Source organism: Saccharopolyspora halophila, assembly GCF_039531955.1.
Classification (GTDB): domain Bacteria; phylum Actinomycetota; class Actinomycetes; order Mycobacteriales; family Pseudonocardiaceae; genus Saccharopolyspora; species Saccharopolyspora halophila.
Window position 1 is genome coordinate 226,035 of the sequence record NZ_BAAARA010000002.1, and the last position, 24,005, is coordinate 250,039.

The following is a 24,005-nucleotide window of genomic DNA, read 5'->3' on the forward strand; positions in this document are numbered from 1 at the left end:
GACCGGGCCGCAGGGCAATGGCCGGTTCGAAAATGATGGCGGGTTCGTGATGGCACAGGACCGAGAGCACGACACCCCCGGGCGTCCCAGCCCGGCCGCGTGGTTGCTGCTCGCGCCCGTGCACGTCTACCGCAAGTTGATCTCACCGCTGTTGCCGCCGACGTGCCGCTTCTACCCGAGCTGCAGCGCCTACGCGGTCGAGGCGCTCACCGCGCACGGGTTCTTCCGCGGTGGCTGGCTCACCCTCCGCAGGCTGCTGCGCTGCGGACCCTGGCATCCTGGTGGCCTGGATCCGGTCCCGCCTGCTCGTCGGCGGTCCGCGACCACCGGCGTTCGCGAATCTGACAAAACCGCCGAGGAGTAGCGTGCTCGACTTCATCTACTACCCCGTGTCGGCCATCCTCTGGTTCTGGCACAAGGTGTTCGGCTTCGTGCTGGACCCGGCCAGCGGGTTCGCCTGGGCGCTGGCGGTGGTCTTCCTCGTCTTCACCCTGCGGGCGCTGCTGTACAAGCCGTTCGTGCACCAGGTCCGGTCGATGAAGAAGATGCAGGAGTTCGCGCCGATGGTGCGCGACCTGCAGAACAAGCACGGCGACGACCGGCAGAAGCTCGCCGAGGAGATGCAGAAGCTGCAGAGCGAGCACGGGTTCAACCCGCTGTCCGGCTGCTTGCCGATGCTGGTTCAGGTGCCGGTGTTCATCGGTCTGTTCCACGTCCTCAACGGGTTCAAGCCCGGCGCGGAGTCGAACTTCGTCTTCGATGCCGAGGGCGTGAACTCCTTCGTCGCGGCCGACCTGTTCGGCGCGAAGCTGTCCAACCACATCAGCCAGTCCCCCGAGGTGCTCGCGAGCTTCGGTACCGACCGGGTGTCGATGCTGGTGGTCGCGGTGCCGCTGATGATCGCCGCCGCGATCGCCACGCACTTCACCGCCCGGCACTCGATGGAGCGGCAGAGCCAGGAGGCCACGGCCAATCCGCAGGCCGCCATGATGGGCAAGCTGATGCTGTGGATCTTCCCGATGTTCGCGATCATCGGTGGTCCCTTCCTGCCGCTGGCGATTCTGATTTACTGGCTGGCCAACAACTTCTGGACGTTGGGGCAGCAGCGCGTGGTGTACCGCAAGATCGACCGCGAGGAGGCGGCGTCGGCCGAGAGCTCCGACGCGCCCGCGGTCGTGGACTCCGCCGTCGTCGAGGCCTCCCCCGGTGGTGAGACCGCCGAGGACCGCACGACGGAAGCGGGTAAGGACCAACCCGGTGAGATCCCCGGGGCGATCGAAGACCGTTCTCGTGACACCGACCAGCCGGGCGAGTCCCGCTGAGTTCGTCGCGAACCCCTGGAGAGGAGACACCCAGTGTCTGAAACTGTGCAGGAGTCGACCCCGGCCGAAGCCGAAGAGACTGTGACCGAGGAGTCCGGGTCGGCCGAGGAGTCGGCCGAGGAATCCGGCGCCGAGCAGGTGTCCAACACTGAGGCCCTCCTGGTGCAGGAAGGCGATGTCGCGGGCGACTACCTGGAGCGGTTGCTCGACTTGCTGGACTACGACGGCGATATCGACCTGGACGTCGAAGCCGGCCGCGCGGTGGTCAGCATCGAGGGCGGTAGCGACCTGGAGCAGTTGGTCGGCAATCGGGGCCAGGTGCTCGAGTCCCTGCAGGAGCTGACCCGGTTGGCCGTGCAGCAGGAGACCGGCGTCCGCAGCCGGCTCATGCTGGACGTCAGCGGCTGGCGCGCCGGCCGTCGCCAGGAGCTCACCGAGCTCGGCCGCAGCACCGCCGAAGAGGTCCTCAGCTCGGGCAAGGAAACGCGGATGCGCCCGATGACCCCGTTCGAGCGCAAGATCATTCACGACGCCATCGCCGCGGTCGACGGCGTTTACAGCGAGTCGGAGGGTGAAGAGCCGAACCGCAAGGTCGTGGTCTTCAAGAGCTGACGGCTCCTCGATCGGGCCCTCGCCACATCGTGGCGGGGGCCTTTTTTCGTGCCCGCCGAAGGGCGCGGTTCATCGCATCACCGTGACGTTTTGTCGACAGGTCTCCCCCGCCTCATCTCCGGCTTGTGTCCGCCGCGGGTTTCACGTGAAACCCTTCTGCAACCCTGGTCTGGCTGAATGGGTGCTGCGACCGAATGGGAACCGCGGGCCGCTCGCGCCCGTTCGGTTGCGTTTCAGGTGAAACGAGGGTTGGTGCTCGACGCCGGATCGCGATCCGGCAGTCTGGGTGCGAAGTCCTTGTTCCACGTGAAACGACGGGGTGAATGTCTTGACCGGAGGTGCGCCGGAGTCGGCGCGGGACGTATTCGGTGATCGCTTGGAGCTCGCCGAGCGGTTACACGAGCTGCTCCAGGAGCACGGAATCCAGCGCGGACTCATCGGCCCGCGGGAATTGGACCGGCTCTGGGAAAGACATCTGCTGAACTCTGCGGTTCTTGCGGAGTTGCTCCCACCGAAAAGCCGGGTTGTGGACGTAGGCTCTGGGGCGGGGCTCCCGGGCATCCCGCTGGCGATCGCTCGCCCGGACCTGACCCTCACCTTGTTGGAGCCGATGGCTCGACGGGTGGCCTGGTTGCAGGAAGTCATCACCGAGTTGTCGCTCACCGCCGAGGTGCAGCGAGGTCGTGCCGAGGAGGGCCCGGTGCGCGAACGGTTGGCCGGCTCCGATGTCGTAACCGCGCGCGCCGTCGCTCCGATGGAACGGTTGGCGAAGTGGTGCCTCCCCCTGCTGCGGCAGGACGGCAAGCTCCTCGCGATGAAGGGCGAGAGCGCGGCCGAAGAACTGCAGCGGGACGAAGCGGCGATCGCGGCGGCCGGTGGCGGCCGCGGTGAAGTTGTCCAATGCGGAGTCGGCTCCCTGGAGGTGCCGACGACCGTGGTTGTTGTGGAACGGGTCGCGGCGACCCGAAAAGCGTCCGGTCGACGTCGTGAGGGTGCACGTCGAGCGAGAAAGGATCGTGGACGGTGACGGACTCAAACGGGGTTTCACGTGAAACGAAGGGGTCGAAGCGCGCGATGGGCGCGATGCGATTCCCGTCGGGCCCGGAATCGGAGTCGATGAGCTTCGGTCGGGACGACATCGGCTGGACCCCGATCATGGAGGAAGCCCAGCGCGCCACCCGCGTGCTGCACCCGGAAGAGCTGGACCTCCCCCGCCCCAACAATCGCCGCATCATCACGGTGGCGAATCAGAAGGGCGGCGTCGGCAAGACGACGTCCACGGTGAACCTCGCAGCGGGGCTGGCGGTCCACGGGCTCAAGGTGCTGGTGATCGACCTCGACCCGCAGGGCAACGCGAGCACCGCGCTCGGCGTCGAGCACCGCGCCGGAGTCCCCTCGATCTACGAGGTGCTGCTGGGCGAGACCGCGGTCGGCGATGCCGCCGCGCAGTCGACGCAGTCCGAGAACCTGTGGTGCGTGCCCGCGACCATCGACCTGGCCGGTTCGGAGATCGAGCTCGTCACGATGGTGGCCCGGGAGGGCCGGCTGAAGGAGGCTCTGAACTCCGACTCGGTCAACGAGCTCGGCTACGACTACGTCTTCGTGGACTGCCCGCCGTCGCTCGGCCTGCTCACGGTGAACGCTCTGGTGGCCGCGCACGAGGTGCTGATCCCCATCCAGTGCGAGTACTACGCGCTGGAAGGGCTCGGGCAGCTGCTGCGCAACATCGAGCTGGTGCAGTCGCACCTCAACCCCGCGCTGTGGGTCTCGACGATTCTGCTGACCATGTACGACGGGCGCACCAAGCTGGCGGACCAGGTGACCGCGGAGGTGCGGGATCACTTCGGCGATCTGGCCCTTCGCACGGTCATCCCGCGTAGTGTCAAGATTTCGGAGGCACCGGGCTTCGGCCAGACGGTGCTGACCTACGACCCCGGTTCTCGGGGTTCCATGAGTTACCTGGATGCAGCGCGAGAGATCGCGGAGCGGGGTGTCGAAAGGACGACAGCATGACCGAGCGACGAGGTGGTCTTGGCCGCGGTATCGCCGCACTGATCCCGAACGGTCCGCCGTCGGGCGCCGACGGCGCCACGCTGAGTGCGGATGCGGGGCAGGTGCGCGGTGGCGACGTGCCGAGTGCCCCGTCCCCCACTCCGGCACCCCCGGAGGAAGAACCCTCGGTTTCACGTGAAACCGAGGGCGGTTCGGTGGCCGGTGCGACCTACCGCGAGATCGCGATCGCATCGATCACGCCGAACCCGAAGCAGCCGCGCCAGGTCTTCGACGAGGACGCGCTGCAGGAGCTGCAGCACTCCATCCGCGAGTTCGGCCTCATGCAGCCGATCGTGGTGCGGGAGCTCGACGAGCCGGACCGGTTCGAGCTCATCATGGGTGAACGCCGGTGGCGTGCTTCGCAGCTGGCGGGACTGGAGTTCATCCCGGCGATCGTCCGAGAGACCAAGGACGACGCGCTGCTGCGGGACGCGCTGCTGGAGAACATCCACCGCGTGCAGCTCAACCCGCTCGAAGAGGCCGCTGCCTATCAGCAGCTGCTCGACGAGTTCGGCGTCACTCACGATGAACTGGCCGATCGGATCGGTCGCAGCCGCCCGGTCATCACCAACACGATCCGCCTGCTCCGGCTCCCCCTCGAGGTGCAGCGCCGGGTCGCCGTCGGTGTCCTCTCCTCCGGGCACGCCCGCGCGCTGCTCGGCCTGGAGGACGTCGGTCATCAGGAGGATCTGGCGAAGCGGATCGTCGCGGAAGGACTCTCCGTCCGGGCGACCGAGGAGCAGGTGACGCTGAAGAAGTCGGAGGCTCCGGCCAAGTCGAAGCCGGCCAAGCCTCAGGTGGAAGCCCCCGGCTTCGATCGGCTGGCCGATCGGCTGTCGAATCACTTCGACACTCGGGTGAAGGTTGAACGTGGACGCCGGAAGGGAAAGATCGTTCTGGAGTACGGCTCGGTGGACGATCTGGAGCGCATCGCGGAGATGATGTTGGGCGAAAAGGCCCGCGGAATCCACGAAGAATGACACAGGGGCCTTTCGTCACGGTGACGATCACTCTCGTCGCCGAAGACGAGCGCTGAGGTCTGAACTAGAAGAGCGGCCCGGCCTCCCCTGCGGAGGCCGGGCCGCTCTTCGTTTCACGTGAAACGACGCTAGCGCTTCATCGCCCGCTCGACGAGCGAGGCGTAGGTGTCGCCGAGCGATCGGCCGGCCGCCTCGACGCCCATCGGCATCAGCGAGGTCTCGGTGAGTCCCGGCGAGACCTTCACGTCGAGGAAGTGCGGCACGCCGTTGGTGTCGATGATGGCGTCGGTGCGCGACACGTCGCGCAGCCCCAGCAGCCGGTGCGCGGCGATCGCCAGCTCCCCCGCCGCGGCCGCGGCGTCGTCGCCGATGTCCGCCGGGGCCCGGTAGCTGGTGAGTCCGGCGGTGTAGCGGGCGGTGTAGTCGTAGACCCCGTCGGCGGTCTCGATCTGCACCGCGGGAAGGGCTTCCGGCCCCTGCTCGCCCTCGATCACCGTGATGGCCACCTCGGTGCCTTCGATGAACTTCTCCACCAGAACCGCGTCGCCGTAGGACAGCGCGCCGACCATCGCCGACGGCAGGTCCGCGGCGTCGGTCACCACCTGGGCGCCCAGCCCGGAGCCGCCCTGGTCCGGCTTGAGCATCAGCGGCAGTCCGAGCTTGGCGACCAGCGCGTCCAGCACGGACTGGGCGCCCAGCTCGCGGAAGGTGCTGTGCGGCAAAGCCACCCAGTCCGGAGTGGTCAGCCCGGCACGAGCCAGCTCGGCCTTGGCCGTGGGCTTGTCCCAGGCGCGCCGGCAGGCGTGCGAACCGGTGCCCACGTAGGGGATGTCGAGCATCTCGAGCAGCGTCTGCACCGAGCCGTTCTCCCCCTCGCCCCCGTGCAGCGCGATCACGACCGCGTCCGGGCGCTCCTCGGTGAGGCGGGAGAGCAGTTGTTCGTCCGCGTCCCACTCGGCCACCGTCATTCCCGTGGAACGCAGTGCGGCGGACAGTCGGCGGCCCGAACGCAGCGAGACATCGCGCTCGTGTGACAGCCCGCCTGCGAGGACAGCAACCCAGCGATCAGACACTTCTCGAAACACCTCTAAGGACTTGTAAACATTGAAGTCCACTGCGCCCGCACGAGGAGCGCAGTGGACCGGTACGTGTTCGGCCGACTCAGGCGGTGTCGGGGGATGGCGCCTGCGGGCCCGGGACGCTCCGCTGCGGAACGGTACCGAAGGTGCGGACCAGCTCCATCTCCTCGGTCAGCACGTTGGCGAGCCTGCGCACGCCCTCCCGGATCCGATCCGTCGTCGGGTAGCAGAAGGACAGCCGCATCTGCCTGCTGCCGAAGCCGTTCTTGTAGAACCCGGTGCCCGAAACGTATGCCACGCGCTGGGTGACCGCGCGCGGCAGCATCGCCTTCGTGTCCACGCCCTCCGGCGCGGTCAGCCAGACGAAGAAGCCGCCGTCGGGCTTGGTCCACGTGCAACCCTCCGGCATGTACTGATCGAGGGCGGCCATCATCGCGTCCCGGCGTTCCCGGTACTGCTCCTGGAAGATCTTGATCTGGCCCTGCCAGTCGTGCGTGCTCAGGTAGCGGCTCACGATCATCTGGGTGAGCGTGGGCGGGCACAGCGTCGCCGACTCGGCGGTGAGCACCAGCTTCTCCCGGATGGCCAGCGGGGCCAGCACCCAGCCGACCCGCAGGCCCGAGGCGAAGGTCTTGGAGAAGGACCCGAGGTAGACCACGTTGTCGGCGTCCATGCTGCGCAGCGCCTGGTACGGCTTGCCGTCGAAGCCGAGCAGCCCGTACGGGTTGTCCTCGATCACGAGGATGCCCGCCTCCTTGCAGATCTCCAGGATCTGCGGTCGGCGCTCGGGGGCCAGCGTGATGCCACCGGGGTTGTGGAAGTTCGGGATCGTGTAGAGGAACTTGATCCGCTTGCCCTGCTGCTGCACCTCGGCGATGGCCTCGCGCAGCGCGTCCGGCTGCAGCCCGTCGTCGTCCATCGCGACGTGCACGATCTCGGCCTGGTAGGCCCCGAAGGAGCCCAGCGCGCCGACGTAGGACGGGCCCTCGGCGAGGATGACATCACCGGGGTCGCAGAAGATCCGGGTGATCATGTCCAGGCCCATCTGGGAGCCCGCGGTGACCACCACGTCGTCCGGGTGGGCGGTGATGCCCTCCAGGGCCATCACGTCGCAGATCTGCTCGCGCAGTTCCGGAACGCCGTGCGCCGATCCGTACTGCAGCGCGACCTGGCCGTCCTCGGCGATCAGCCGGGCGACCTCGCCGCCGATCGAGTCGAGCGGCAGCGCGGCGAGGTTGGGCATGCCACCCGCCAGCGAGACCACCTCGGGGCGGCTGGCGACGGCGAAGAGAGCTCGAATCTCGGAGGCGGTCATCCCTGCGGTCCGCTCGGCGTAGGCCGCTCGGTAGGCGTCGAGGTTGCGGACGCTGTTCTCCGCGGGCTGTTCCGGCGTGGCCGGCTGATTTCCGTGCTCCGACATATCGCGCTCCGGTTTCGTCGTGCGCTTCACACCGCCCGTTGGCTCGCGCGGACGGTTGGGCGATTCTATAGGCCCTATCGCTCGTTGGTAGCGCCGATGTAACAGGCACCTCCCAGTCTGCTGGTCGCGCGCGCGTTCCGCGTGGTGGCAGCTGGGGCGGCAGCGGGCCACCGCGCCGCTCGCGGGGCTCTCGGTGCGGGCGTCGTGCGGTGGGGACCGCCGCACGTTTCACGTGAAACCGCGCTCCTCCCGCGCGGCACGTGTGATCTCACTCCATCGAGGTGGTGCGTGGACGCAGCGGTGCTTCCGGTGAGGGTGCGCGGGACCTTATTCTGGTCGCGGCGCCCGTCTTCCGGGCGCGGGTTCACGAGGGTTGCCAGGAGGTCAGGTGTCGCGACGCGTCGTCGGCGTCACGCTGGACAACCTCGACCACCTGCCCCCGCGCTGCCGCCGGTGCGTTTACTGGGAGCTGGCACCGCACATCCGGGAGCAGGCCGAGGAGTTCGGCGAAACGGAGCTGGAGAAGGAAGCCTGGGTCTCCAGCATGCTGCTGGAGTGGGGCTCCTGCGGCCGGATCATCTACGTCGACGACGTACCCGCCGGATATGCGGTCTACGCTCCCCCGGCCGCCGTTCCCGGTGCCGCCGCTTTCCCGACCGCTCCGGTCAGCGCAGACGCCATTCTGCTCACCGCCCTCCACGTGCAGCCTGAGTTCGCCGAGGGCGGCTTGGGACGGGTCCTCGTGCAGAACGTGGCCAAGGACCTCACTCGACGCGGTGTGAAGGCGATTGAGGCCTTCGGAGACCTGACCGAGGAGGCCGGGTCCTGCGTGATCCCGGCGGGCTTCCTGCAGAAGGTCGGCTTCAAGACGGTCCGGCAGCACCCCAAGTGGCCGCGCATGCGGCTGGAGCTGCGCACCGCCATCTCCTGGAAGGAGGACGTCGAGGCGGCACTGGAACGCCTGCTGTCCTCCGTGACCATCAAAACGGCGGAACCCGCTCGGTAGTTTTCTGGTTTGGGGCTTGCGGGCCGGTGCGAGTAGCCGATTTCGGCTCGCCGTGCGTGGGGCTTGGGTGGTTCTTTTTGCTCCGGTGGTCGGTTTGCTGGCCGGTGCGGGTAGGGAACCTGACGCGCCGTGTGGCTGCGGGATCCGCTCCTTGAGTAGCCACCTCCGCGGCGTCGCGGAGGTCCTCGCCACACGACGTCAGAACCCCCAGCGGTGCCGGTTGAGTCCCACACTTGAAACAGTGGCTGTCGCCGCGACCACTTGAACAGCGGCTGTCGCCGGGCTGAGGCCGTGAGCCGTGCTTGGCCGTGCGTGCCCGCGGTGTAGCTCTGCGCGGAACGACTCGCGGGCGCTGGCTGCGTACGCCTTACGCGCCTTCTGCGCGGGCCAGCTCGTGGCGCAGGAGGTCGTCGAAGGTGAAGGTGCCCGTCGGCTGATCGTCCTTGCCCAGCAGGTAGAGCCGCTTGACCGCTACCAGCAGGCCCTCGGCGACCACGTCCCGGAACGACGGGTCGAGCAGCCGGGTGCGGTCCAGCTCGTTGGTGAGGTAACCGATCTCCATGCGGACGGCGGGCATCTTGGTCAGCCGCAGGACGTCCCAGGTCTTGGGGTGGCTGCCGCAGTTGCGCATGCCGGTGCGGGCCGCGATCTCGCGCTGCAGGAAGCCGGCCAGCGCCTCCCCGACGTTCGAGGTGGTGCCGTTGCCGGTGCCGAAGTGGAAGCTCGCCACGCCCTCGGCCCGCGGCGAGGGGTTCGAGTCGATGTGCAGCGACAGGAACATGTCGGCGCCGGCCTCGTTGGCGAAGGTGGCGCGGTCGGAGTCCGCCGGGCAGGCGTTGGGCCCGCGGGTGATCAGCGCCTCCATCCCGGTGGCGACCATCCGGCCCTCGAGCCTGCGGGCGAGGTCCCAGGTCAGCTCCGCCTCGCAGTTGTCCCCGACGCACACGCCGCGATCGGTGCCGCCGTGGCCGGGGTCGATGACGATGCGCTTGCCGCGCAGCCGGGGCCCCGAGCGGCGCACCTTCTCCTGCTCGCGCAGGAACACCGGGCGGCCGCCGCGGACCTTCGGAGCCAGCTGCTTGAGCGCGCGCAGCGTGCCGGGCCCGCAGATGCCGTCGGAGTTGAGCCCGTAGTCGCGCTGGAAGCTGCGCAGGGCCTGCTCGGTTTCCTGGCCGAAGATCCCGTCCGGGTGGCCGGCGTCGTAGCCCAGCTCGAGCAGCCGCTCCTGCAGCGCGAACACGTCATCGCCGCTGATGGGCTTGGAGACCATGAACGCCAGCGAGCGGTCGCCGAGTCGCCAGCGAGCGTCGGTCAGCGCCCGGTAGGTGGCCGGGCCGACGATGCCGTCGGTGATCAGCCCGCGCTGCTGTTGGAAACCACGTACCGCCTGTTCCACCGTTTCGTCGAAGACGGCCTGGCCGGACCGGTCGGTGGCAGGCAGCAGACCCAGCGCCTCGAGGGTGTTCCTGATCTCGGCAACGGCCGGACCGACGTCACCGCGGTGGAGCAGCTGCATGCACTCCTCGCTCGATTCAGGCGCCGGTTCCATTCCGGCGCGGAGGATGGTCGGGAGAGCCCCGACTCCGTTTCTGCGTGGACGGGCCACGAACGTGTGGTCCCGACGGGTCATTGTGCCTTGCGTTCCGGACCCCGGCGCTGCGGCCTACGCCCACCGGGCTCAACTGCGACAACAGGACGTGTGCGGCCGACCCCGCCGAGTGGGTAGAAACGACGAACCCGCCGTCCGCATCTATCGATGAGACGGCGGGTTCGCGTTATTGGGTTGCCCTACGAGGAGTCCTAATTCACAGGAAGTCGGACAGGTCGTCGAGCAGCGCGGCCTTCGGCTTGGCGCCGACGATCTGCTTGACCGGCTGACCACCCTGGAAGACCAGCAGGGTCGGCACCGACATGACCTGGTAGTCGCGGGAGACGCTGGGGTTCTGGTCGATGTCCAGCTTCGCGACGGTCAGCTTGTCGGAGTGCTCCTCGGCGATCTCCTCGAGGACCGGGGCGACCATCTTGCACGGGCCGCACCAGGTGGCCCAGAAGTCGACGAGCACGACCTTGTCGCTGTCGAGGACCTTGCTCTTGAAGGAATCGGCGTCCACGGTCACGGTGTTGTCGGCCATGATCATCTCCTTTTCGGGGGGTAGGTGTGCGCTGAGCCCGGTGCGGGCTCGGAGTCAGTTGCCGACGGCCGCGGTCTCGGCGGCGTGGGCGTGCTCGGCCAGCCAGCGCTCGGCGTCGATGGCGGCGGAGCAACCGGAACCGGCGGCGGTGATGGCCTGCCGGTAGGTGTGGTCCACCAGGTCACCGCAGGCGAAGACGCCCGGGACGCCGGTGTGCGTGGACGGCTGCTGGACCTGCACGTAGCCCTCGGCGTCCAGCTCGAGCTGGCCCTTGATCAGCTCGTTGCGCGGGTCGTGCCCGATGGCCACGAACATGCCGCTCACGTCCAGCTCGGAGTGCTCCCCGGTGACGGTGTCGCGCAGCTTCAGGCCGCTGACCTTGCCGTCGCCCTGGACCTCGTCGACGGTCTTGTTGGTCAGCCACTTGATCTTCTCGTTGGCGCGGGCGCGCTCCAGCATGATCTTGGACGCGCGGAACTCCTCGCGGCGGTGGATGATCGTCACCGACCTGGCGAACTTGGTCAGGAAGGTGGCCTCCTCCATCGCGGAGTCACCGCCGCCGATCACGGCGATGTCGTGATCGCGGAAGAAGAACCCGTCGCAGGTGGCGCACGAGGACACGCCGTGGCCGAGCAGCTTCTCCTCGCCCGGCGCGCCCACGTAGCGGGGCGCGGCGCCCATCGCCAGGATGACCGCGTGGGCCCGGTGCTCGACACCGTTGACGACGACGGTCTTGACCTCGCCGGAGAGGTCGACGCGCTCGACGTCGTTCGGGCGCAGATCGGCCCCGAAGCGGGCGGCCTGCGAGCGCATCTGCTCCATCAGGTCGGGACCCATGATCCCGTCCTTGAAGCCCGGGTAGTTCTCCACATCGGTGGTGGTCATCAGGGCGCCCCCGAACTGGGACCCCTCGAAGATCAGCGGCTCCAGCTCGGCCCGGGCCGCGTACACCGCTGCGGTGTAGCCGGCCGGACCAGAACCGACAATGATCACGTTGCGGACGTCGCCAGTCACCGCGCCCCTTCCGTCGTAAGCGTGTGCGCCGCGCTGCTCGCGCGACGGCATTCGAATCAACGCGATCCTATTCGCCGGTGTTCCCGATCAGCCGGATGCGGTGCCGCATGGCACAAGACCCCGGCCATCTCCCACATGGTGAGAGCCGGGGTCTCGTGGTGTGCCGTGCCGCTGGTCCGGTCAGGAACCCCCGAAGGTGCTGTCCGACAGGGTCGCCGGATTGCCCTGGCCGCAGCCAGGGCCGACCGTCAGGAGGCGGAACTTCCCGATCCCGCCATCGGGCAGGATCAGCAGCTGAGCGCGCTGCCCGTTGAGCGTGATCTCCTTGGCGCCCATCGGCTTGCCACCGGAGACGCCGTTGGCCTGCAGGCAGCTGATCAGCCGCTGCGGGTCGTTCAACGACCGCAGGTACTGATCGGACTTCATGACCTGCGAGAACTGTTCGCCATTGAGCTGGACCTGATCGCCTCGCAGGGCCATCGGCGGGTTCGCGGGCGCCGAGTTCCCGCCGGGCTGCTGGCCGGGAAGCGCCGTCTGGTCCTGCTGACCGGTGCCGGGCAGCACGGCGAAGACCACGGCGGCGGCCGCGGCGGCCACGCCGGCCAAGCCCGCTCCCAGGGCCCACCGCTGGTTGCGGCGCCGCTTGGCGGCGGCGAAGTCCACCACCTGCCCGCCGGTGGCGGGCTGCTGCGCGGGGGCCGGTTGCCCGGGAACCTGCTGGTGCGGGGCGACGGGCTGCTGCGGGGTCCGGTTGCGGACCTCCTGGGCCAGCGCGTCCTCGATGCGGCCCGAGACGTCGGCGGGCATGGTCAGCGGTGGCAGGTCGCCCAGTTCGGCGCTGGTGGCGTCCAGCGCGGCCAGCGTCTCGCGGGCCTCGGGGTCGGCGTCGACTCGCCGGCGCAGTTCGGCGGCCGCCTGCTCGTCCAGCGCCCCCGCGTGCAGATCGGCCAGCTCCTCCAGGGACGGTGGCCCCTGCGGCGCGCCCGCGCGCCGGTACTCCCCACTCATCGTCCCTCCCGTCGACGCATGACCATCGCGTCATCTGGGACGTTCGCATCTGCACTCGGGTTCCGCAGATGCCCCAGAGTTTTCGCGAGCTTCGCTCGACCACGCGCGCAGCGGCTCTTGACCGTGCCGTCGGCGATGCCGAGGAGGCGGGCGGCTTCGGACACCGAGTAGCCGTGCACGTCGACGAGCACGATCGGTGCGTGCTGCTCCTCCGGGAGCTCGGCGAGCGCGTCCTGCACCGCCATCCTGGTGTCCTGATCGGCGATCGAGTCGCGGGGAGCCGCCGGTTCCGGCCCGTTCTCCGGGAACGGCACGGTGGGCCGGGCCTGGCGGCGGCGGATCCGGTCCAGGCAGGCGTTGACCACGATGCGGTGCAGCCAGGTGGTGACCCGCGATTCGGCCCGGAACGACGCGGAGTTGCGAAAGGCCGAGATCATCGCGTCCTGCAGCGCGTCGGCGGCCTCGTCGGGGTCGCGCGTGGTGCGCAGCGCAACAGCCCACAGCCGATCTCTATGTCGGCGGAAGAGCTCGGAGAACGCGTGCGGGTCTCCGTTGTTGTGCGCCGCGATGAGCTCGGCATCGGATGCGGCGGGGGCAGACACGGTCCAAGACCTTACTGATCGTGCACACCGCCCGGGAAGCGCCCGTGGCCACCGCCCGGCCGCGACGCTACGCCCCCTCGCCGACCAGCGACGAGGGGGCGTGCGAGCGCGGATCAGCCCGCGCTACCGGTCACCTTGATCTCGTTGATCTTGGACGCGAAGTTGCCGCCGTCGGCGGGCGCGAGCTTGGTCAGGACCACCAGGATCTTGCTGCTCGGCGCGGCCGCGTTCACCTTGATCGGGGTCTCGCCCGCGTTGAGCTTGCCCGACCCCAGCAGCTTGGAGTCCATGCTCGGCGAGCCCTCGACCTGGCGGATCTCCACCTGGGTGCCCGGGCTCGGCGAGTTGATCACGACTTCCTGCACGACCGTCGGGTGATCCAGCGTCAGCACGGCACCGGTGCCGGTGTTGATTCCGTTCGGGCCGAGCTGCTGGAAGTAGTTGTACGTCGACCAGTCGGTGCTCGGATCGCCGTCGTAGAGGTGCGGGATGCTCGTCGGCGCGTCCGGCTCGCCCTTGACGGTGTAGGAGACGCCGTCGGTGATGCCCACCGGAGTCGCGGGCGGCGGAGCCTGCGACGACTGCTCCTCGGACGGCTCATCACCGCTGATCACGGTGCCGGTTCCGCCCCCGTCGGTCTCGGTGAAGATGCCGATCACGCCGACCGCGATCCACCCGATCACCAGGATGGTGGCCGCGGCGAGCACCCCCACGCTGATCATCAGCTTCTTGCGAGTCCTCTTGTCCGGCCGCGGATCCTCGCGGCGCCACACCTCACCGGCGTCGACGGTCGCGGTGTCCCCGCTGGTGGCTTGGGCCGGAGGATCGTACGTGGCGTACTGCTCGAGCACGCGCAGCACGGCCGCGCCGGTCCGCACTCCGCCGGTGGTGCCGGTGGAGTCCGGGGTGCCCAGCGCGCGCACCGCGACGGTGGACAGCTCCATCGGCACGGTCGGGCGCAGCGTGCGCGGCGCGACCAGGTCGCCGTCCGGGCCGGTGGGTGCGGTGGGCAGGCCTTCGGGCGCGTCGCCGAGCGCCCAGCGGCCGCTCAGCAGCAGGTACAGCGCGGCGCCGAGGCCGCGCACGTCGTCGCTGGAGGTGGCGTGCGCGAGCGGACCCGGGAAGGCCATCCGCACGTCGCCGTCCGGGGTGACCCGGATGCGCTGCGGGTGATCGGCGCCCAGCACCAGCCCCGCGTGGTGCGCCGCCTCGACGGCCGCCGCCAGCGGCTGCATCAACCGGGCCGCCGTGCCGGGCGGCAACGGGCCCTCGGCGACCAGGTCGAGCAGGTCGGTGCCGTGGGTCCACTCGGAGATCACCAGGCCGAGAACGCCTGCCGGGTCGGTGTTGGACGGTGTGACGACGTCGAGCACCCGCGCGACGCCGATGTGGTTGAACGTGCTGGCGTGCATCGCACGTTCCAGGGTGCGTCGCGCGTTGTTGGCCGCTTCGGCGTCCGACCGGTCCCCGACGAGGATGGTCAGCGCCACGTCGCGGCCCAGCACGCCGTCCTTGGCACGCCACAGCTGGGCGTCGCAGCGGTCGTCCGCGCCGACCTGGGACAGCAGCCGGTATCGGCCGTGGTCCAGCACGCGGCCCGGCGTCAGCGCCGCCCCGGCGTCGGCGCCCGGTTCGTCGTCTTCGTTCGAGATCTGCTCGGTGGGTTTGCTCGTCACCTTCCCTCTCCCGCTCCTTCCGGTCCGCCTAGGGGTTTTGGATACACCCGTGCTCCCTCACGGAAGGAGACTTCTGCGTCGAGGGTACGTGACGCGAATGTCAGCCACGACGTAGCAAACCGGTGACGCGCCCGATGGCGGGTTGCAATTCCGCCACTCGCAGTATCGACATCACTCCGAAGATCACGGCGAAGCCGACCGCGCTGCCCGCGAGCAGCTGCAGCCAACCGGTTCCGGCTCCGGCCGGTCCGGGGATCAGCGCGTCGATGCCCTGCGACACGCCCCAAGCGGCGAAGCCGCCGATCGTCGAGGCGATCAGCGACTTGCCGAGAGTCTTGAGGAACCGGGAACTCCCGAGCGGTCCGAGCCGGTGGCGCAGCCACATCTCGCCGACCAGCCAGCCGACCACGAAGGTGGCGGAGTTGACGAAGGTCAGCCCGTAGACCACGGTCTCGTGCGGCAGCGTCCAGGCGACCACCACGGCGAGCAGCACCTTGGCCACGGTCATCACGACCATGATCAGCGTCGGGGTGCGGGCGTCGCTGAGCGCGTTGAACGTGCGCATCTGCATCAGCGTCAGCGCGTAGGGCAGCACCCCGAAGGCCGAGACGGCCAGCGCGATGCCGAGCGTCGTCGCCGAGCCGGTGGAGCCGCGCAGCGCGAACAGCGACAGCGCCAGCGGCACGCCGAGCGCGGTCATCAGCGCGCTGATCGGCATCAGGCTCACCGTCGAGAGCCGGTTGCCGAGCGACAGGTCGTCGATGACCTTGGCGTAGTCCGCGTCGGCCGCGGCCGCCGACATCCGGGGCAGGATCGCGGTCATGATCGAGAAGCCGATGACGCCGTACGGCAGCTGCAGCAGCATCCACACGTAGTTGTAGATCGACCACGCGCCCGCGTCGGCGCCGAAGGCCACCCGGCTCAGCGCGATCAGACCGACCTGGCTGACGGCCACGTAGCCGAGCATCCACAGCGCCAGACCGCCGAACTCGCTCAGCCGCGAGTCCCAGCCCCACTTCCAGCCCCAGCGGAAGCCGGTGCTGCGCATCGCGGGGACCTGGATCAGCGCCTGGCTGAACACGCCGAGCGTCACGCCTACGCCCAGCGTCAGCACGTGCGCGTCGGTCATCGACACCGGGTTGACCGTCATCTCGCCGGGCAGCGCCCAGTAGACGCCGATGGTGGCGATCACGACCATGTTGTTGACCACCGGAGCCCAGGCCGGCGGGCTGAACGCCTGCTTGGCCTGCAGGATCGCCCCGGCGAGCGCGGAGATGCCGTAGAAGAAGATCTGCGGCAGCAGCAGGTAGGCCAGCACGTTGACCAGGTCCATGTTGGACGCGTCGGAGTCGGTGACGAACACCCAGGTCAGCAGCGGGGCGCAGACCACGGCGATCAGCGTGCCCAGTCCGAGCACCACCACCGCCAGCGTCATCAGCTGCTGCTTGAAGCGCAGCCCGCCGTCCTCGTCGCTCTTCTGCGAACGCACCAGCACCGGAACCACGACGCTGGTCAGCACACCACCGACGAGCAGCTCGAAGATGCTGTTCGGCAGCGTGTTGGCGACGGTGAACGAGTCGTTGATGACGCCGAAGCCGACCACCGAGGCCAGCATCAGCTTCCACAGGAAGCCGGTGATCCGGCTGATCAGGGTCGCGATCGCCATCGAGCCGCTGGCCTTGAGCAGCGAGGGCTTGCCCGGCGAGACCGGGCGGATCACCGTGGTCTGCTCGACGGCCTGCTCGGCGGCCTGGTCCGGTCCCGGTTCGGCGGGCACCGCGCGCAGCGGCTGCGTCTCCGCGACGTGCCAGCCCCGATGCGGCTGTCCCTGCTGGTTTGCTGCGGGGTGGATCGGGCGGGTGGGCCCGTCCGGGGACGCTCCCCGCCTGGGGTCGGTTTCTCGGTTCAACGCCTCAGTCCTTCGCCCGCAACGGAGCGATCGCCCCGATCGTGTCGCTGCACAGCTTCTCAGCTCTGGTCGCGATCACCGTCGGTGGTGTTGGAGCGGGCATCGTCCGGCACGGCTGACAGCTCGACCGTGGACTCCTCGCCGGAATCCGCCGGATCTCCGGAAGCGCGGCGTTTGCGCCGGTCCTTGACCTTCTTGACGATCCGCCGCACGGACATCAGCACCAGCACGGCCCCGGCGATCCCGGTCAGCCAGGGAATCATCGCGCCGTAGTTGGTGGACTCCATCAGCAGCCGCTTGGGATTGCCCAGCCGCGTCCCGCCCTCGGTGGTCAGCCGCACGTCGAGGGTGAACTGACCGGAGCGCTGGGCGTCGGCTTGCAGCATGAACTGGCGTCGCCCGTTGGCGGGCACCGTGGCCGACTGGCCGCCGAAGTCGTGGTGCACGGTCACGCCGGGGATCGGCGGGATGTGGAAGACGATGCCGACGTTGAACGGCAGGTCGTTGACCACCGTCACCGGGATCGGGCTGTCCGACTCGGTGCGCGTGGTGCGGCCGGGGAACTCCTCGATGCGCACCAGCCCGAGCACGTCGTTGATCGGCTTGGTCTCGCGGCGCACCCAGTACGAGGCCGCGCCCGGGTTGTCCCGCCAGGCGCTGGACACCGCGTGCAGCAGGCCGTTGCGCAGCGGCGTCGTCACCCGCCCTGGCGGGACCGGGTTGGCGAACTCCGGGCTGGAGGACCGGGCCAGGTCGCCGACCTTGTAGTTCTGCGCGGCCAGCCGGTTGATGACGTCGCGCGGGATCTCCGAGCTGCTCGCCTGCACCGGGTAGGTCAGGTCGGCCTCCGGGAGGTCGGCCGGGTCGGGCTGGGGTAGCGGGCTCGGATCGATGAAGTGCGCGTCGGCCAGCTTCTGCATGCCCGAGAGCAGCGACTCGAGGTCGTCGGCGCGCATCTGCCAGCGCCGCGGCGGGACCATCACCGAGGTCGAGTTGCCGATGAAGCCCTGGGTGGCGCGGAAGGTCAGCGCGCCCAGCGCGTTCTGCGCGGTCACCGTGCCCTGCCCGGGATCGGGCGAGTTGGCGGTGACCTGGTGCACGGTGTCCAGCTTGGGGTCCAGCGCCCCGGCAAGCAGCGGGTCGATCGGGACCCCGGCGATGTCGTGCCCGCGCAGCTTCACCGGCGACAGCGAGCCCGGCGGGATGTCGACCGCGCGGGTGTCCAGCAGCGCGGTCTCGGGCAGGTCGGCGGACAGCGGTCCGGACAGCGCGCCTTCGATCGGCCAGAGCACGTCACGCGGCTCGGTGTCCAGGCCGTCCCTGGCCGCGATCAGGTCGGCGCCGTCGAGCGCGCCCTTGACCAGGTCGGGCAGCCCCGCGCGGCTGAGCGCGACCACGTCGGCGTCGGCGTAGGGCAGCGGGATCACACACCGGCCGGAGACGGCCTGGCGCAGCTTGGTCAGCCACAGATCGGCGGCGTTGCTGCCGATGCCCTCGACGAGCGAGCCGTCCGGCTTGCGCACCTGGTAGCCACCCTGCATCGCCTTGGCGGTGATCAGCAGGTCCGGGTCGATGGCGAAGCACAGCGAGTTGCCCAGCGAAGATCCCGGTGGGATGCCGTCGATGACCGCCTGCACCAGGTCGTAGAGGCGACCGCCGGGGGCGAGCTCGGCGGACAGCTGATCGTCGACGAGCACGGCTCGTCCGTGCGGCAGCGCCTCGCGCTCCAGGCGCGGCTTGTCGACGATCGGCACGAGCATCGTGGTCGGGGTGGGCGCGGCCGGCGGCGCGGGCGGGGTTCCGGGCAGACCGGTCACCGGCAGCATGAACTGCGCGTCGGCGATCCGCCTGCGGCCGTCGGCCGAGCCGTTGATGTTGACCAGCAGCGGGTAGACGCCGGGCTCGGAGATCTGCAGCTGGTCCAGCGGAACGCGGATCTGCACCGGGAGCCGCTGGCCGGGCTCGACGCGACCGGGGATGTCGGAGAACCCGGGGCCGTGGCTGCTCGGCGGGCCCTCTCGCATGTAGCGCTGCACCTGGGGCTCGCTGGCGGGCGGGTCGCCCGCTTCGATGCGGCCCTCGATGTCGGTGATCGGCTCGTCGCCGTTGTTCGTCAGGATCCCGCTGACCACGACCTCACCGGGAGAGCTCGGCTCCACGACATTGGGAGTGACCTTGGTCACGTCGAACTGGCCCGGGCTACCGGCCTGCGCGCTCGCCTGCGGGACCGGAAACATCGCGCACACCAACACCGCGGCCAGCGCGGCCAGCAGAAACCTCACCCCGGCTCCGTCCCGGTACTCCTCGTCGGACGGACTCCGAACCGCTCGGCGGAACCGTCGCCGCGCTCGGTCAGCGCCCGTCGCACCAGCCGCCGTTCATCGGCGTAGGCCAGTACCTCGTCCAGTTCCCTCAGCGGCACCCAGGCCACTTCGGTGACTTCCACGTCCTCGTCGGAAAGCTCGCCGCCCACCGCATCCAGCAGGTAGTGGTGCACGGTCTTGTGAATCCGCCGGTTGCCCGCGACGAACCAGTAGTCGATGGTGCCGATCGCGGTCACCACCCGGCCGATGATGCCGGTCTCCTCGGTGACTTCCCGAACCGCGGTCTCCTCCGGGGTCTCACCTGCTTCGATGTGCCCCTTCGGCAGCGACCACAGCAGCCGGCCCTTGCGGTCCACCCGTCCGATGATCGCAGCGAGGCCCGCGGTGCTGTTCACCACCAGTCCCCCGGCGGAGGTCTCGTCGACCGTTCGCAGCCTGTGTCGCCGGCGTCGGTTCCGACGCCCCGGCTGGTTACCGCCGGAGCGGCCGGGCGACGGGGGCATGCGCCCGATGGTAGTGCGATCAGCGCCACCGCGGTGGTGCGGTCGTTCACGCGTCGCGGCGAGACGCGCCCGCGCCCGGGCGCGCCGCCGCTGGGCGCTCCCGGCTCGGTCACTGCGGTTTCGCGAGGTGGCGGGCTTGTCCGACAGCGCTCGACCGGAGCCCTCCAGCAGGGTTAAACGGCTGGCTGCACGCCCGATACCCTGGTGAATCGTGTCCTCCTCCAAGCAGACCCACTCGGGCCGGCCCACCCCGGAACTCCAGCGCGATGCGCAACGCAACGCGGTGGTGGAGCTGATCCGGGTCGCTCCGGTCGCCGAGGAGCTGGGCGAGCGCTTCAGCGCAGCCGGGCACAAGCTCTTCCTGGTCGGCGGCAGCGTGCGCGACGCGATGCTCGGCAGGCTGGGCACCGACCTGGACTTCACCACCGACGCGCGCCCGGAGCGCGTGCGCGAGCTGCTCACCGGCTGGGCCGAGACGATCTGGGACACCGGCATCGAGTTCGGCACCCTGGGCGCCTACCGTCGCGGCACCACGGTGGAGATCACCACCTTCCGCGCGGACAGCTACGACCGCGTCGGCCGCAATCCCGAGGTGGACTTCGGCGACACCATCGACGGTGACCTGGTGCGCCGCGACTTCACCGCCAACGCGATGGCCATCGAGCTTCCCGCGCGCACCTTCGTCGATCTGCACGGCGGCATGGCGGACCTGGTCGCCAAGCGGCTGGACACCCCGGCGGCCCCGGAGGACTCGTTCAACGACGACCCGCTGCGGATGCTGCGCGCGGCCCGCTTCGTCGCCCAGCTCGGCTTCACCCCCGCCGACCGCGTGGTGCGCGCGATGACCGAGATGTCGGCCGAGATCTCCCGGATCACCCCGGAGCGGGTGCAGGCCGAGCTGTCCAAGCTGTTGTGCGGGGAGTTCCCCCGGCGCGGTATCGAGCTGCTGGTGGACAGCGGCCTGGCCGAGCACGTGCTGCCCGAGCTGCCCGCGATGAAGCTGGAGATCGACGAGCACCACCAGCACAAGGACGTCTACGCGCACTCGCTGACCGTGCTGGACCAGGCCATCGACCTGGAGCGGGCGGACGACGAGCAGGGCGAGCCGGACCTGGTGCTGCGGCTGGCCGCGCTGCTGCACGACATCGGCAAGCCCGCGACCCGGAGGTTCGAGCCGGGCGGCGGGGTGAGCTTCCACCACCACGAGGTGGTCGGCGCGAAGATGACCCGCAAGCGGCTGCGCGCGCTGCGCTACCCGAAGGACGTCATCAACCAGGTCAGCGATCTGGTGTTCCTGCACCTGCGGTTCCACGGCTACAGCGACGGGCACTGGACCGACTCCGCGGTGCGCCGCTACGTCAACGACGCGGGCCCGCTGCTGCCGCGGTTGCACAAGCTGGTGCGCGCCGATTGCACGACCCGCAACAAGCGCAAGGCCACGGGGCTGCAGCGCGCCTACGACGATCTCGAGGAGCGCATCGCCCGGATAGCCGAGGAGGAGGACCTGGCGAAGGTCCGCCCGGATCTGGACGGCAACGAGATCATGCAGCTGCTCGGCGTGCAGCCGGGACCGATCGTCGGCAAGGCGTGGAAGCACCTCAAGGAGCTGCGCCTGGACCGCGGACCGATGTCGCGCGACGAGGCCGTGGACGAGCTGTTCAAGTGGGCCCGCGAACAGGGCATCGAACACCCCTGAGGTGAATTCGCAGGTCACAGCCCCGAGTTGTGTTGCTTTTATTAGCGAGAAGTCAATAGCGGCTGGTAATGCTCGCTGTTAACTCTTGTTGGGATCGTTCTGGCGGATTCGGTGTCACCGGATCGGCCTGGGAGGGGTCCGCGCGCGGGCATCCGGTGAGATCATGTGCGCGTGGGAACGGACGTTGAGGTGGAACCCGGCGCGCTGCTCGTCGCGGCGCCGCAGCTGCTGGACAAGAACTTCCGGCGAGCGGTCGTCTACGTGATTCACCACCGGGCGGAGGGCACGCTCGGGGTCGTGTTGAACCGGCCGAGCGAGGTCGCGGTCGAAGAGGTCCTCCCCAAGTGGGCCGAGCACGCCATCGAACCCCGCTCCCTGTTCGTGGGCGGGCCGGTGGAGCAGCGCACCGCCATCTGCCTGGCGACGCTGCGCGCGGGCGAGCGCGCCGACGCGATCGAGGGCATGGTCGGCGTGCGCGGTCCGGTGGGCCTGGTCGACCTCGACGGCGACCCGAACGCGCTCGTGCCGAAGACCCGCGGCCTGCGCTTCTTCGCCGGTTACGCCGGCTGGGACGCAGGCCAGCTGGCAGGCGAGATCGAACGCGGCGACTGGCACGTCGTCCCCGCGCTACCGGACGACGTCATCGCCGACCAAGGCCAGGAGCTCTGGTCCAAGGTGCTCCGACGGCAGGGTCCACCGCTCGCCTTCCTAGCCACCCACCCAGGCGACGTGAAGCTCAACTAACCACCCCTCGGCTCACCGGTCGCCCTCCCACACCGGGGAGGCGGTGACAGTTTTGCCTAAAACTGTCCGGACACTTCGGGCGTCGAGACCGCACAGTTTTAGGCAAAACTGTCACGCCCACCGCTCGGGTGCCGCAGTCGCCCGCCCCTGCGCAGAGCTGTCGAGTTGTCCACAGACCTGTGGACAGATTCCTGTGGATAACTTGGGGAGGCTTTGAGAGCAGCTGGTCAGGCGCTGCAGCAGCCGCCCGCGCAGCCCGTGCACGGACCGCAGGGGCTGGGGTTGACCCGGGACGGGGGCGGGACGGTTTCGGCTGCCCGGTTGCCGATGAGACCGCCCACGGTCATCAGGGCGAAGGCTCCGATCAGCCCGATGATCGCGACCATGGCAACGGTGAAGCCGGTGGCCAGCATCGGCTGGGCGATGCCGGAGAGCGCGGCGATACCACCCGCGGCGACCATGGCCGGTCCCGCCGTGCGGTTGGCCAGCTGGAACGCCTCCTCGCTGCGCATGGCGGCAGGCGTGCGGACGCCGACGTAGGTGTTGCGGGGCAACCGCCCGCGCAGCCCCCGGAAACCGAGCGTCAGCAGGGCCGCGCCACCGAGGACCAGGACCGCGCAGAGAATCAGCTGAACAGCGAGCACCGGGACAGCCTAAACCTCCACCTCGCGGACACCCGCCGGACATCCGCATCCGGTGTGCTGTCCCACATGGTCACAACACCCCGAGCTCTGCCGGCCGCCGTGCTGCTCGCCGCGGTCACCGCGCCGGTCGCGACGGCCGATCCGGCGCCGCGCACCGAGCTGATCGGCGAAACGACGCTGCCGCACGCGATGCGGTTCGAGGGAACGACGGTCGGCGGCCTCTCCGGCATCGACCACGACCCCGCCACCGACGAGTACCTGCTGATCTCCGACGACCGCTCGCAGCGGCAACCGGCGCGCACCTACACCGGGCGGTTCGAGGGCGGCGAGTTCCGCCTGACCGGTACGCACCCGCTGCTCCGGCCGGACGGCAGCACCTATCCCCCGGGCTCGGTCGACCCGGAGGACGTCCGCTACGACCCGCGCAGCGGCCGGACCTGGTGGACCAGCGAGGGCGAGCGCGGCGACCGGCTGATCGACCCGGCGATCCGCAGCGCGGGCGCCGACGGGCGGCACACCGGCGGCATCCCGATCGCGGACAACCTGCGCATGGCCGCCGAGACCGGACCCGGGCAGAACGAGGCGCTGGAAGGGCTCACCTTCGCCGCAGGAGGGGCGCTGCTGGTCACCGCGATGGAGGGGCCGCTCCTGCAGGACGGCGAGTCCCCCACCACCGAGCACGGCGCGCTGGCTCGGCTGACCGTCCAGGACCGCACCGGTCGCGTCCTCGGCCAGCACGCCTACCCGCTCGATCCGGTCTTCGCCGAGTCGCCCACCGGGGACGCGGGCAACAACGGCATCTCGGCGATCCTGTCCGACGGGCGCGGCGGCTACCTGGTCGTGGAGCGTTCCTACGTCAGCGGAGTCGGCAACTCCATCCGCATCTACCGGGCCGACCCACGCGGCGCCACCGATGTCCAGCACGTCGACTCGCTGGCGGACGCGGAGGTGCGGCCGGTCCGCAAGCGCCTGCTCGCGGACCTGTCCGAGTTCGACTTGTCGGCCGTCGACAACATCGAGGGCATCACCTGGGGTCCGCGGCTGCCGGACGGGCGCCGGACGCTGGTGCTGGTCAGCGACGACAACTTCAGCGCCGGGCAGACCACCCAGCTGATCACGCTGGCCGTTCGCTGAGGCCGTTTTCGCTGGTCGGTTAGACTGAGCCCGTGAGCGCACGCCGACTTCTTCGTTGGCCGCGTTGAACGTCCGGAGACGGTTCGACGCGGCGACCCCTCATGCCCACCCGGGCCTGGGGGGTTTTCCATTTTCAGGAGGCGGCACA

Annotated in this window: 22 protein-coding genes; 10 read left to right on the forward strand and 12 right to left on the reverse strand. The window is 69.6% G+C overall.

The annotated features are described in order from the left end of the window. Window positions 1-49: 49 nt before the first annotated feature. The 6 genes from yidD to ABD289_RS03965 all read left to right on the forward strand — a co-directional run bounded on the left by yidD (window position 50) and on the right by ABD289_RS03965 (window position 4,966). Entirely contained in the window at window positions 50-364 is a 315-nt protein-coding gene (gene yidD / locus ABD289_RS03940; RefSeq protein ID WP_344126589.1) for a membrane protein insertion efficiency factor YidD, read from the forward strand. Between the two features lies 1 nt (window position 365). Beyond that, complete coding sequence (yidC, locus tag ABD289_RS03945) at window positions 366-1,322, forward strand: membrane protein insertase YidC (RefSeq protein WP_344126591.1); 957 nt, start codon at window positions 366-368, stop codon at window positions 1,320-1,322. A 33-nt stretch (window positions 1,323-1,355) separates the two neighbouring features. Next, window positions 1,356-1,934 (forward strand): Jag family protein, encoded by a 579-nt coding sequence (locus tag ABD289_RS03950; protein WP_344126593.1) that lies wholly within the window; start codon window positions 1,356-1,358, stop codon window positions 1,932-1,934. A 328-nt stretch (window positions 1,935-2,262) separates the two neighbouring features. Next, a complete protein-coding gene (gene rsmG, locus ABD289_RS03955) occupies window positions 2,263-2,961 on the forward strand; it encodes a 16S rRNA (guanine(527)-N(7))-methyltransferase RsmG (RefSeq protein WP_425564552.1) in 699 nt (232 codons plus the stop codon). Window positions 2,962-3,050: 89 nt separating this feature from the next. After that, entirely contained in the window at window positions 3,051-3,947 is an 897-nt protein-coding gene (locus tag ABD289_RS03960; RefSeq protein ID WP_344126597.1) for a ParA family protein, read from the forward strand. Next, the gene (locus tag ABD289_RS03965; protein ID WP_344126600.1) at window positions 3,944-4,966 is read left to right on the forward strand and encodes a ParB/RepB/Spo0J family partition protein; all 1,023 of its coding nucleotides are present in this window, start codon (window positions 3,944-3,946) and stop codon (window positions 4,964-4,966) included. Before ABD289_RS03960 ends, ABD289_RS03965 begins: the two co-directional genes overlap by 4 nt. Before the next feature lie 128 nt (window positions 4,967-5,094). Here ABD289_RS03965 and ABD289_RS03970 read toward each other — a convergent pair whose 3' ends face one another. Both ABD289_RS03970 and ABD289_RS03975 read right to left on the reverse strand, forming a co-directional pair. Continuing rightward, entirely contained in the window at window positions 5,095-6,039 is a 945-nt protein-coding gene (locus ABD289_RS03970) for a D-alanine--D-alanine ligase family protein (protein ID WP_344126602.1), read from the reverse strand. 88 nt (window positions 6,040-6,127) lie between these two features. Continuing rightward, complete coding sequence (locus ABD289_RS03975) at window positions 6,128-7,465, reverse strand: aminotransferase-like domain-containing protein (RefSeq protein WP_344126604.1); 1,338 nt, start codon at window positions 7,463-7,465, stop codon at window positions 6,128-6,130. A 388-nt stretch (window positions 7,466-7,853) separates the two neighbouring features. Between ABD289_RS03975 and ABD289_RS03980 the strand changes: the two genes are divergently transcribed. After that, a complete protein-coding gene (locus ABD289_RS03980; protein ID WP_344126606.1) occupies window positions 7,854-8,471 on the forward strand; it encodes a GNAT family N-acetyltransferase in 618 nt (205 codons plus the stop codon). A 367-nt stretch (window positions 8,472-8,838) separates the two neighbouring features. On the opposite strand, the gene ABD289_RS03985 is transcribed toward ABD289_RS03980, so the two are convergent. The 9 genes from ABD289_RS03985 to ABD289_RS04025 all read right to left on the reverse strand — a co-directional run bounded on the left by ABD289_RS03985 (window position 8,839) and on the right by ABD289_RS04025 (window position 19,639). Then, window positions 8,839-9,987 (reverse strand): N-acetylmuramoyl-L-alanine amidase, encoded by a 1,149-nt coding sequence (locus ABD289_RS03985; protein ID WP_344126608.1) that lies wholly within the window; start codon window positions 9,985-9,987, stop codon window positions 8,839-8,841. A 289-nt stretch (window positions 9,988-10,276) separates the two neighbouring features. Further along, window positions 10,277-10,603, reverse strand: a complete 327-nt coding sequence (gene trxA / locus ABD289_RS03990; protein WP_344126610.1) for a thioredoxin — start codon at window positions 10,601-10,603, stop codon at window positions 10,277-10,279. A 54-nt stretch (window positions 10,604-10,657) separates the two neighbouring features. Next, on the reverse strand, window positions 10,658-11,617 hold the full coding sequence (gene trxB, locus ABD289_RS03995) for a thioredoxin-disulfide reductase (RefSeq protein WP_344126612.1): 960 nt from the start codon (window positions 11,615-11,617) through the stop codon (window positions 10,658-10,660). A 180-nt stretch (window positions 11,618-11,797) separates the two neighbouring features. After that, window positions 11,798-12,625, reverse strand: a complete 828-nt coding sequence (locus ABD289_RS04000) for a hypothetical protein (protein WP_344126614.1) — start codon at window positions 12,623-12,625, stop codon at window positions 11,798-11,800. After that, window positions 12,622-13,227: an RNA polymerase sigma factor SigM gene (gene sigM, locus ABD289_RS04005; RefSeq protein WP_344126616.1), complete on the reverse strand. Its 606-nt coding sequence runs from the start codon at window positions 13,225-13,227 to the stop codon at window positions 12,622-12,624. The genes ABD289_RS04000 and sigM overlap by 4 nt, the downstream gene beginning before the upstream one ends. Window positions 13,228-13,340: 113 nt before the next feature. Beyond that, entirely contained in the window at window positions 13,341-14,903 is a 1,563-nt protein-coding gene (locus ABD289_RS04010; protein ID WP_344126618.1) for a protein kinase family protein, read from the reverse strand. A 100-nt stretch (window positions 14,904-15,003) separates the two neighbouring features. Then, window positions 15,004-16,812: a murein biosynthesis integral membrane protein MurJ gene (gene murJ / locus ABD289_RS04015; RefSeq protein ID WP_344126620.1), complete on the reverse strand. Its 1,809-nt coding sequence runs from the start codon at window positions 16,810-16,812 to the stop codon at window positions 15,004-15,006. Window positions 16,813-16,871: 59 nt separating this feature from the next. Beyond that, window positions 16,872-19,094 (reverse strand): DUF6049 family protein, encoded by a 2,223-nt coding sequence (locus ABD289_RS04020; RefSeq protein WP_344126622.1) that lies wholly within the window; start codon window positions 19,092-19,094, stop codon window positions 16,872-16,874. Next, window positions 19,091-19,639, reverse strand: coding sequence for an NUDIX hydrolase (locus tag ABD289_RS04025; RefSeq protein WP_344126625.1), 549 nt, complete (start codon window positions 19,637-19,639; stop codon window positions 19,091-19,093). The genes ABD289_RS04020 and ABD289_RS04025 overlap by 4 nt, the downstream gene beginning before the upstream one ends. Window positions 19,640-19,850: 211 nt before the next feature. Between ABD289_RS04025 and ABD289_RS04030 the strand changes: the two genes are divergently transcribed. Further along, entirely contained in the window at window positions 19,851-21,335 is a 1,485-nt protein-coding gene (locus tag ABD289_RS04030) for a CCA tRNA nucleotidyltransferase (protein WP_344126628.1), read from the forward strand. Window positions 21,336-21,506: 171 nt separating this feature from the next. Further along, a complete protein-coding gene (locus tag ABD289_RS04035; RefSeq protein ID WP_344126630.1) occupies window positions 21,507-22,079 on the forward strand; it encodes a YqgE/AlgH family protein in 573 nt (190 codons plus the stop codon). Window positions 22,080-22,306: 227 nt separating this feature from the next. On the opposite strand, the gene ABD289_RS04040 is transcribed toward ABD289_RS04035, so the two are convergent. Further along, the gene (locus ABD289_RS04040; RefSeq protein ID WP_344126633.1) at window positions 22,307-22,723 is read right to left on the reverse strand and encodes an SdpI family protein; all 417 of its coding nucleotides are present in this window, start codon (window positions 22,721-22,723) and stop codon (window positions 22,307-22,309) included. A 66-nt stretch (window positions 22,724-22,789) separates the two neighbouring features. Here ABD289_RS04040 and ABD289_RS04045 point away from each other — a divergent pair, with 66 nt between their 5' ends. Then, the gene (locus ABD289_RS04045; RefSeq protein WP_344126636.1) at window positions 22,790-23,857 is read left to right on the forward strand and encodes an esterase-like activity of phytase family protein; all 1,068 of its coding nucleotides are present in this window, start codon (window positions 22,790-22,792) and stop codon (window positions 23,855-23,857) included. The last annotated feature ends 148 nt before the right edge of the window (window positions 23,858-24,005 follow it).

Bases quoted from the DNA above. Each gene is read 5' to 3' on its own strand.
- yidD (WP_344126589.1), top strand. From the start codon at position 50: ATGGCACAGGACCGAGAGCACGACACCCCCGGGCGTCCCAGCCCGGCC.
- ABD289_RS04045 (WP_344126636.1), top strand. From the start codon at position 22,790: ATGGTCACAACACCCCGAGCTCTGCCGGCCGCCGTGCTGCTCGCCGCG.
- ABD289_RS03975 (WP_344126604.1), bottom strand. From the start codon at position 7,465: ATGTCGGAGCACGGAAATCAGCCGGCCACGCCGGAACAGCCCGCGGAG.
- ABD289_RS03960 (WP_344126597.1), top strand. From the start codon at position 3,051: ATGAGCTTCGGTCGGGACGACATCGGCTGGACCCCGATCATGGAGGAA.
- ABD289_RS03965 (WP_344126600.1), top strand. From the start codon at position 3,944: ATGACCGAGCGACGAGGTGGTCTTGGCCGCGGTATCGCCGCACTGATC.
- ABD289_RS04025 (WP_344126625.1), bottom strand. From the start codon at position 19,639: ATGCCCCCGTCGCCCGGCCGCTCCGGCGGTAACCAGCCGGGGCGTCGG.
- trxA (WP_344126610.1), bottom strand. From the start codon at position 10,603: ATGGCCGACAACACCGTGACCGTGGACGCCGATTCCTTCAAGAGCAAG.
- ABD289_RS03985 (WP_344126608.1), bottom strand. From the start codon at position 9,987: ATGCAGCTGCTCCACCGCGGTGACGTCGGTCCGGCCGTTGCCGAGATC.
- ABD289_RS04000 (WP_344126614.1), bottom strand. From the start codon at position 12,625: ATGAGTGGGGAGTACCGGCGCGCGGGCGCGCCGCAGGGGCCACCGTCC.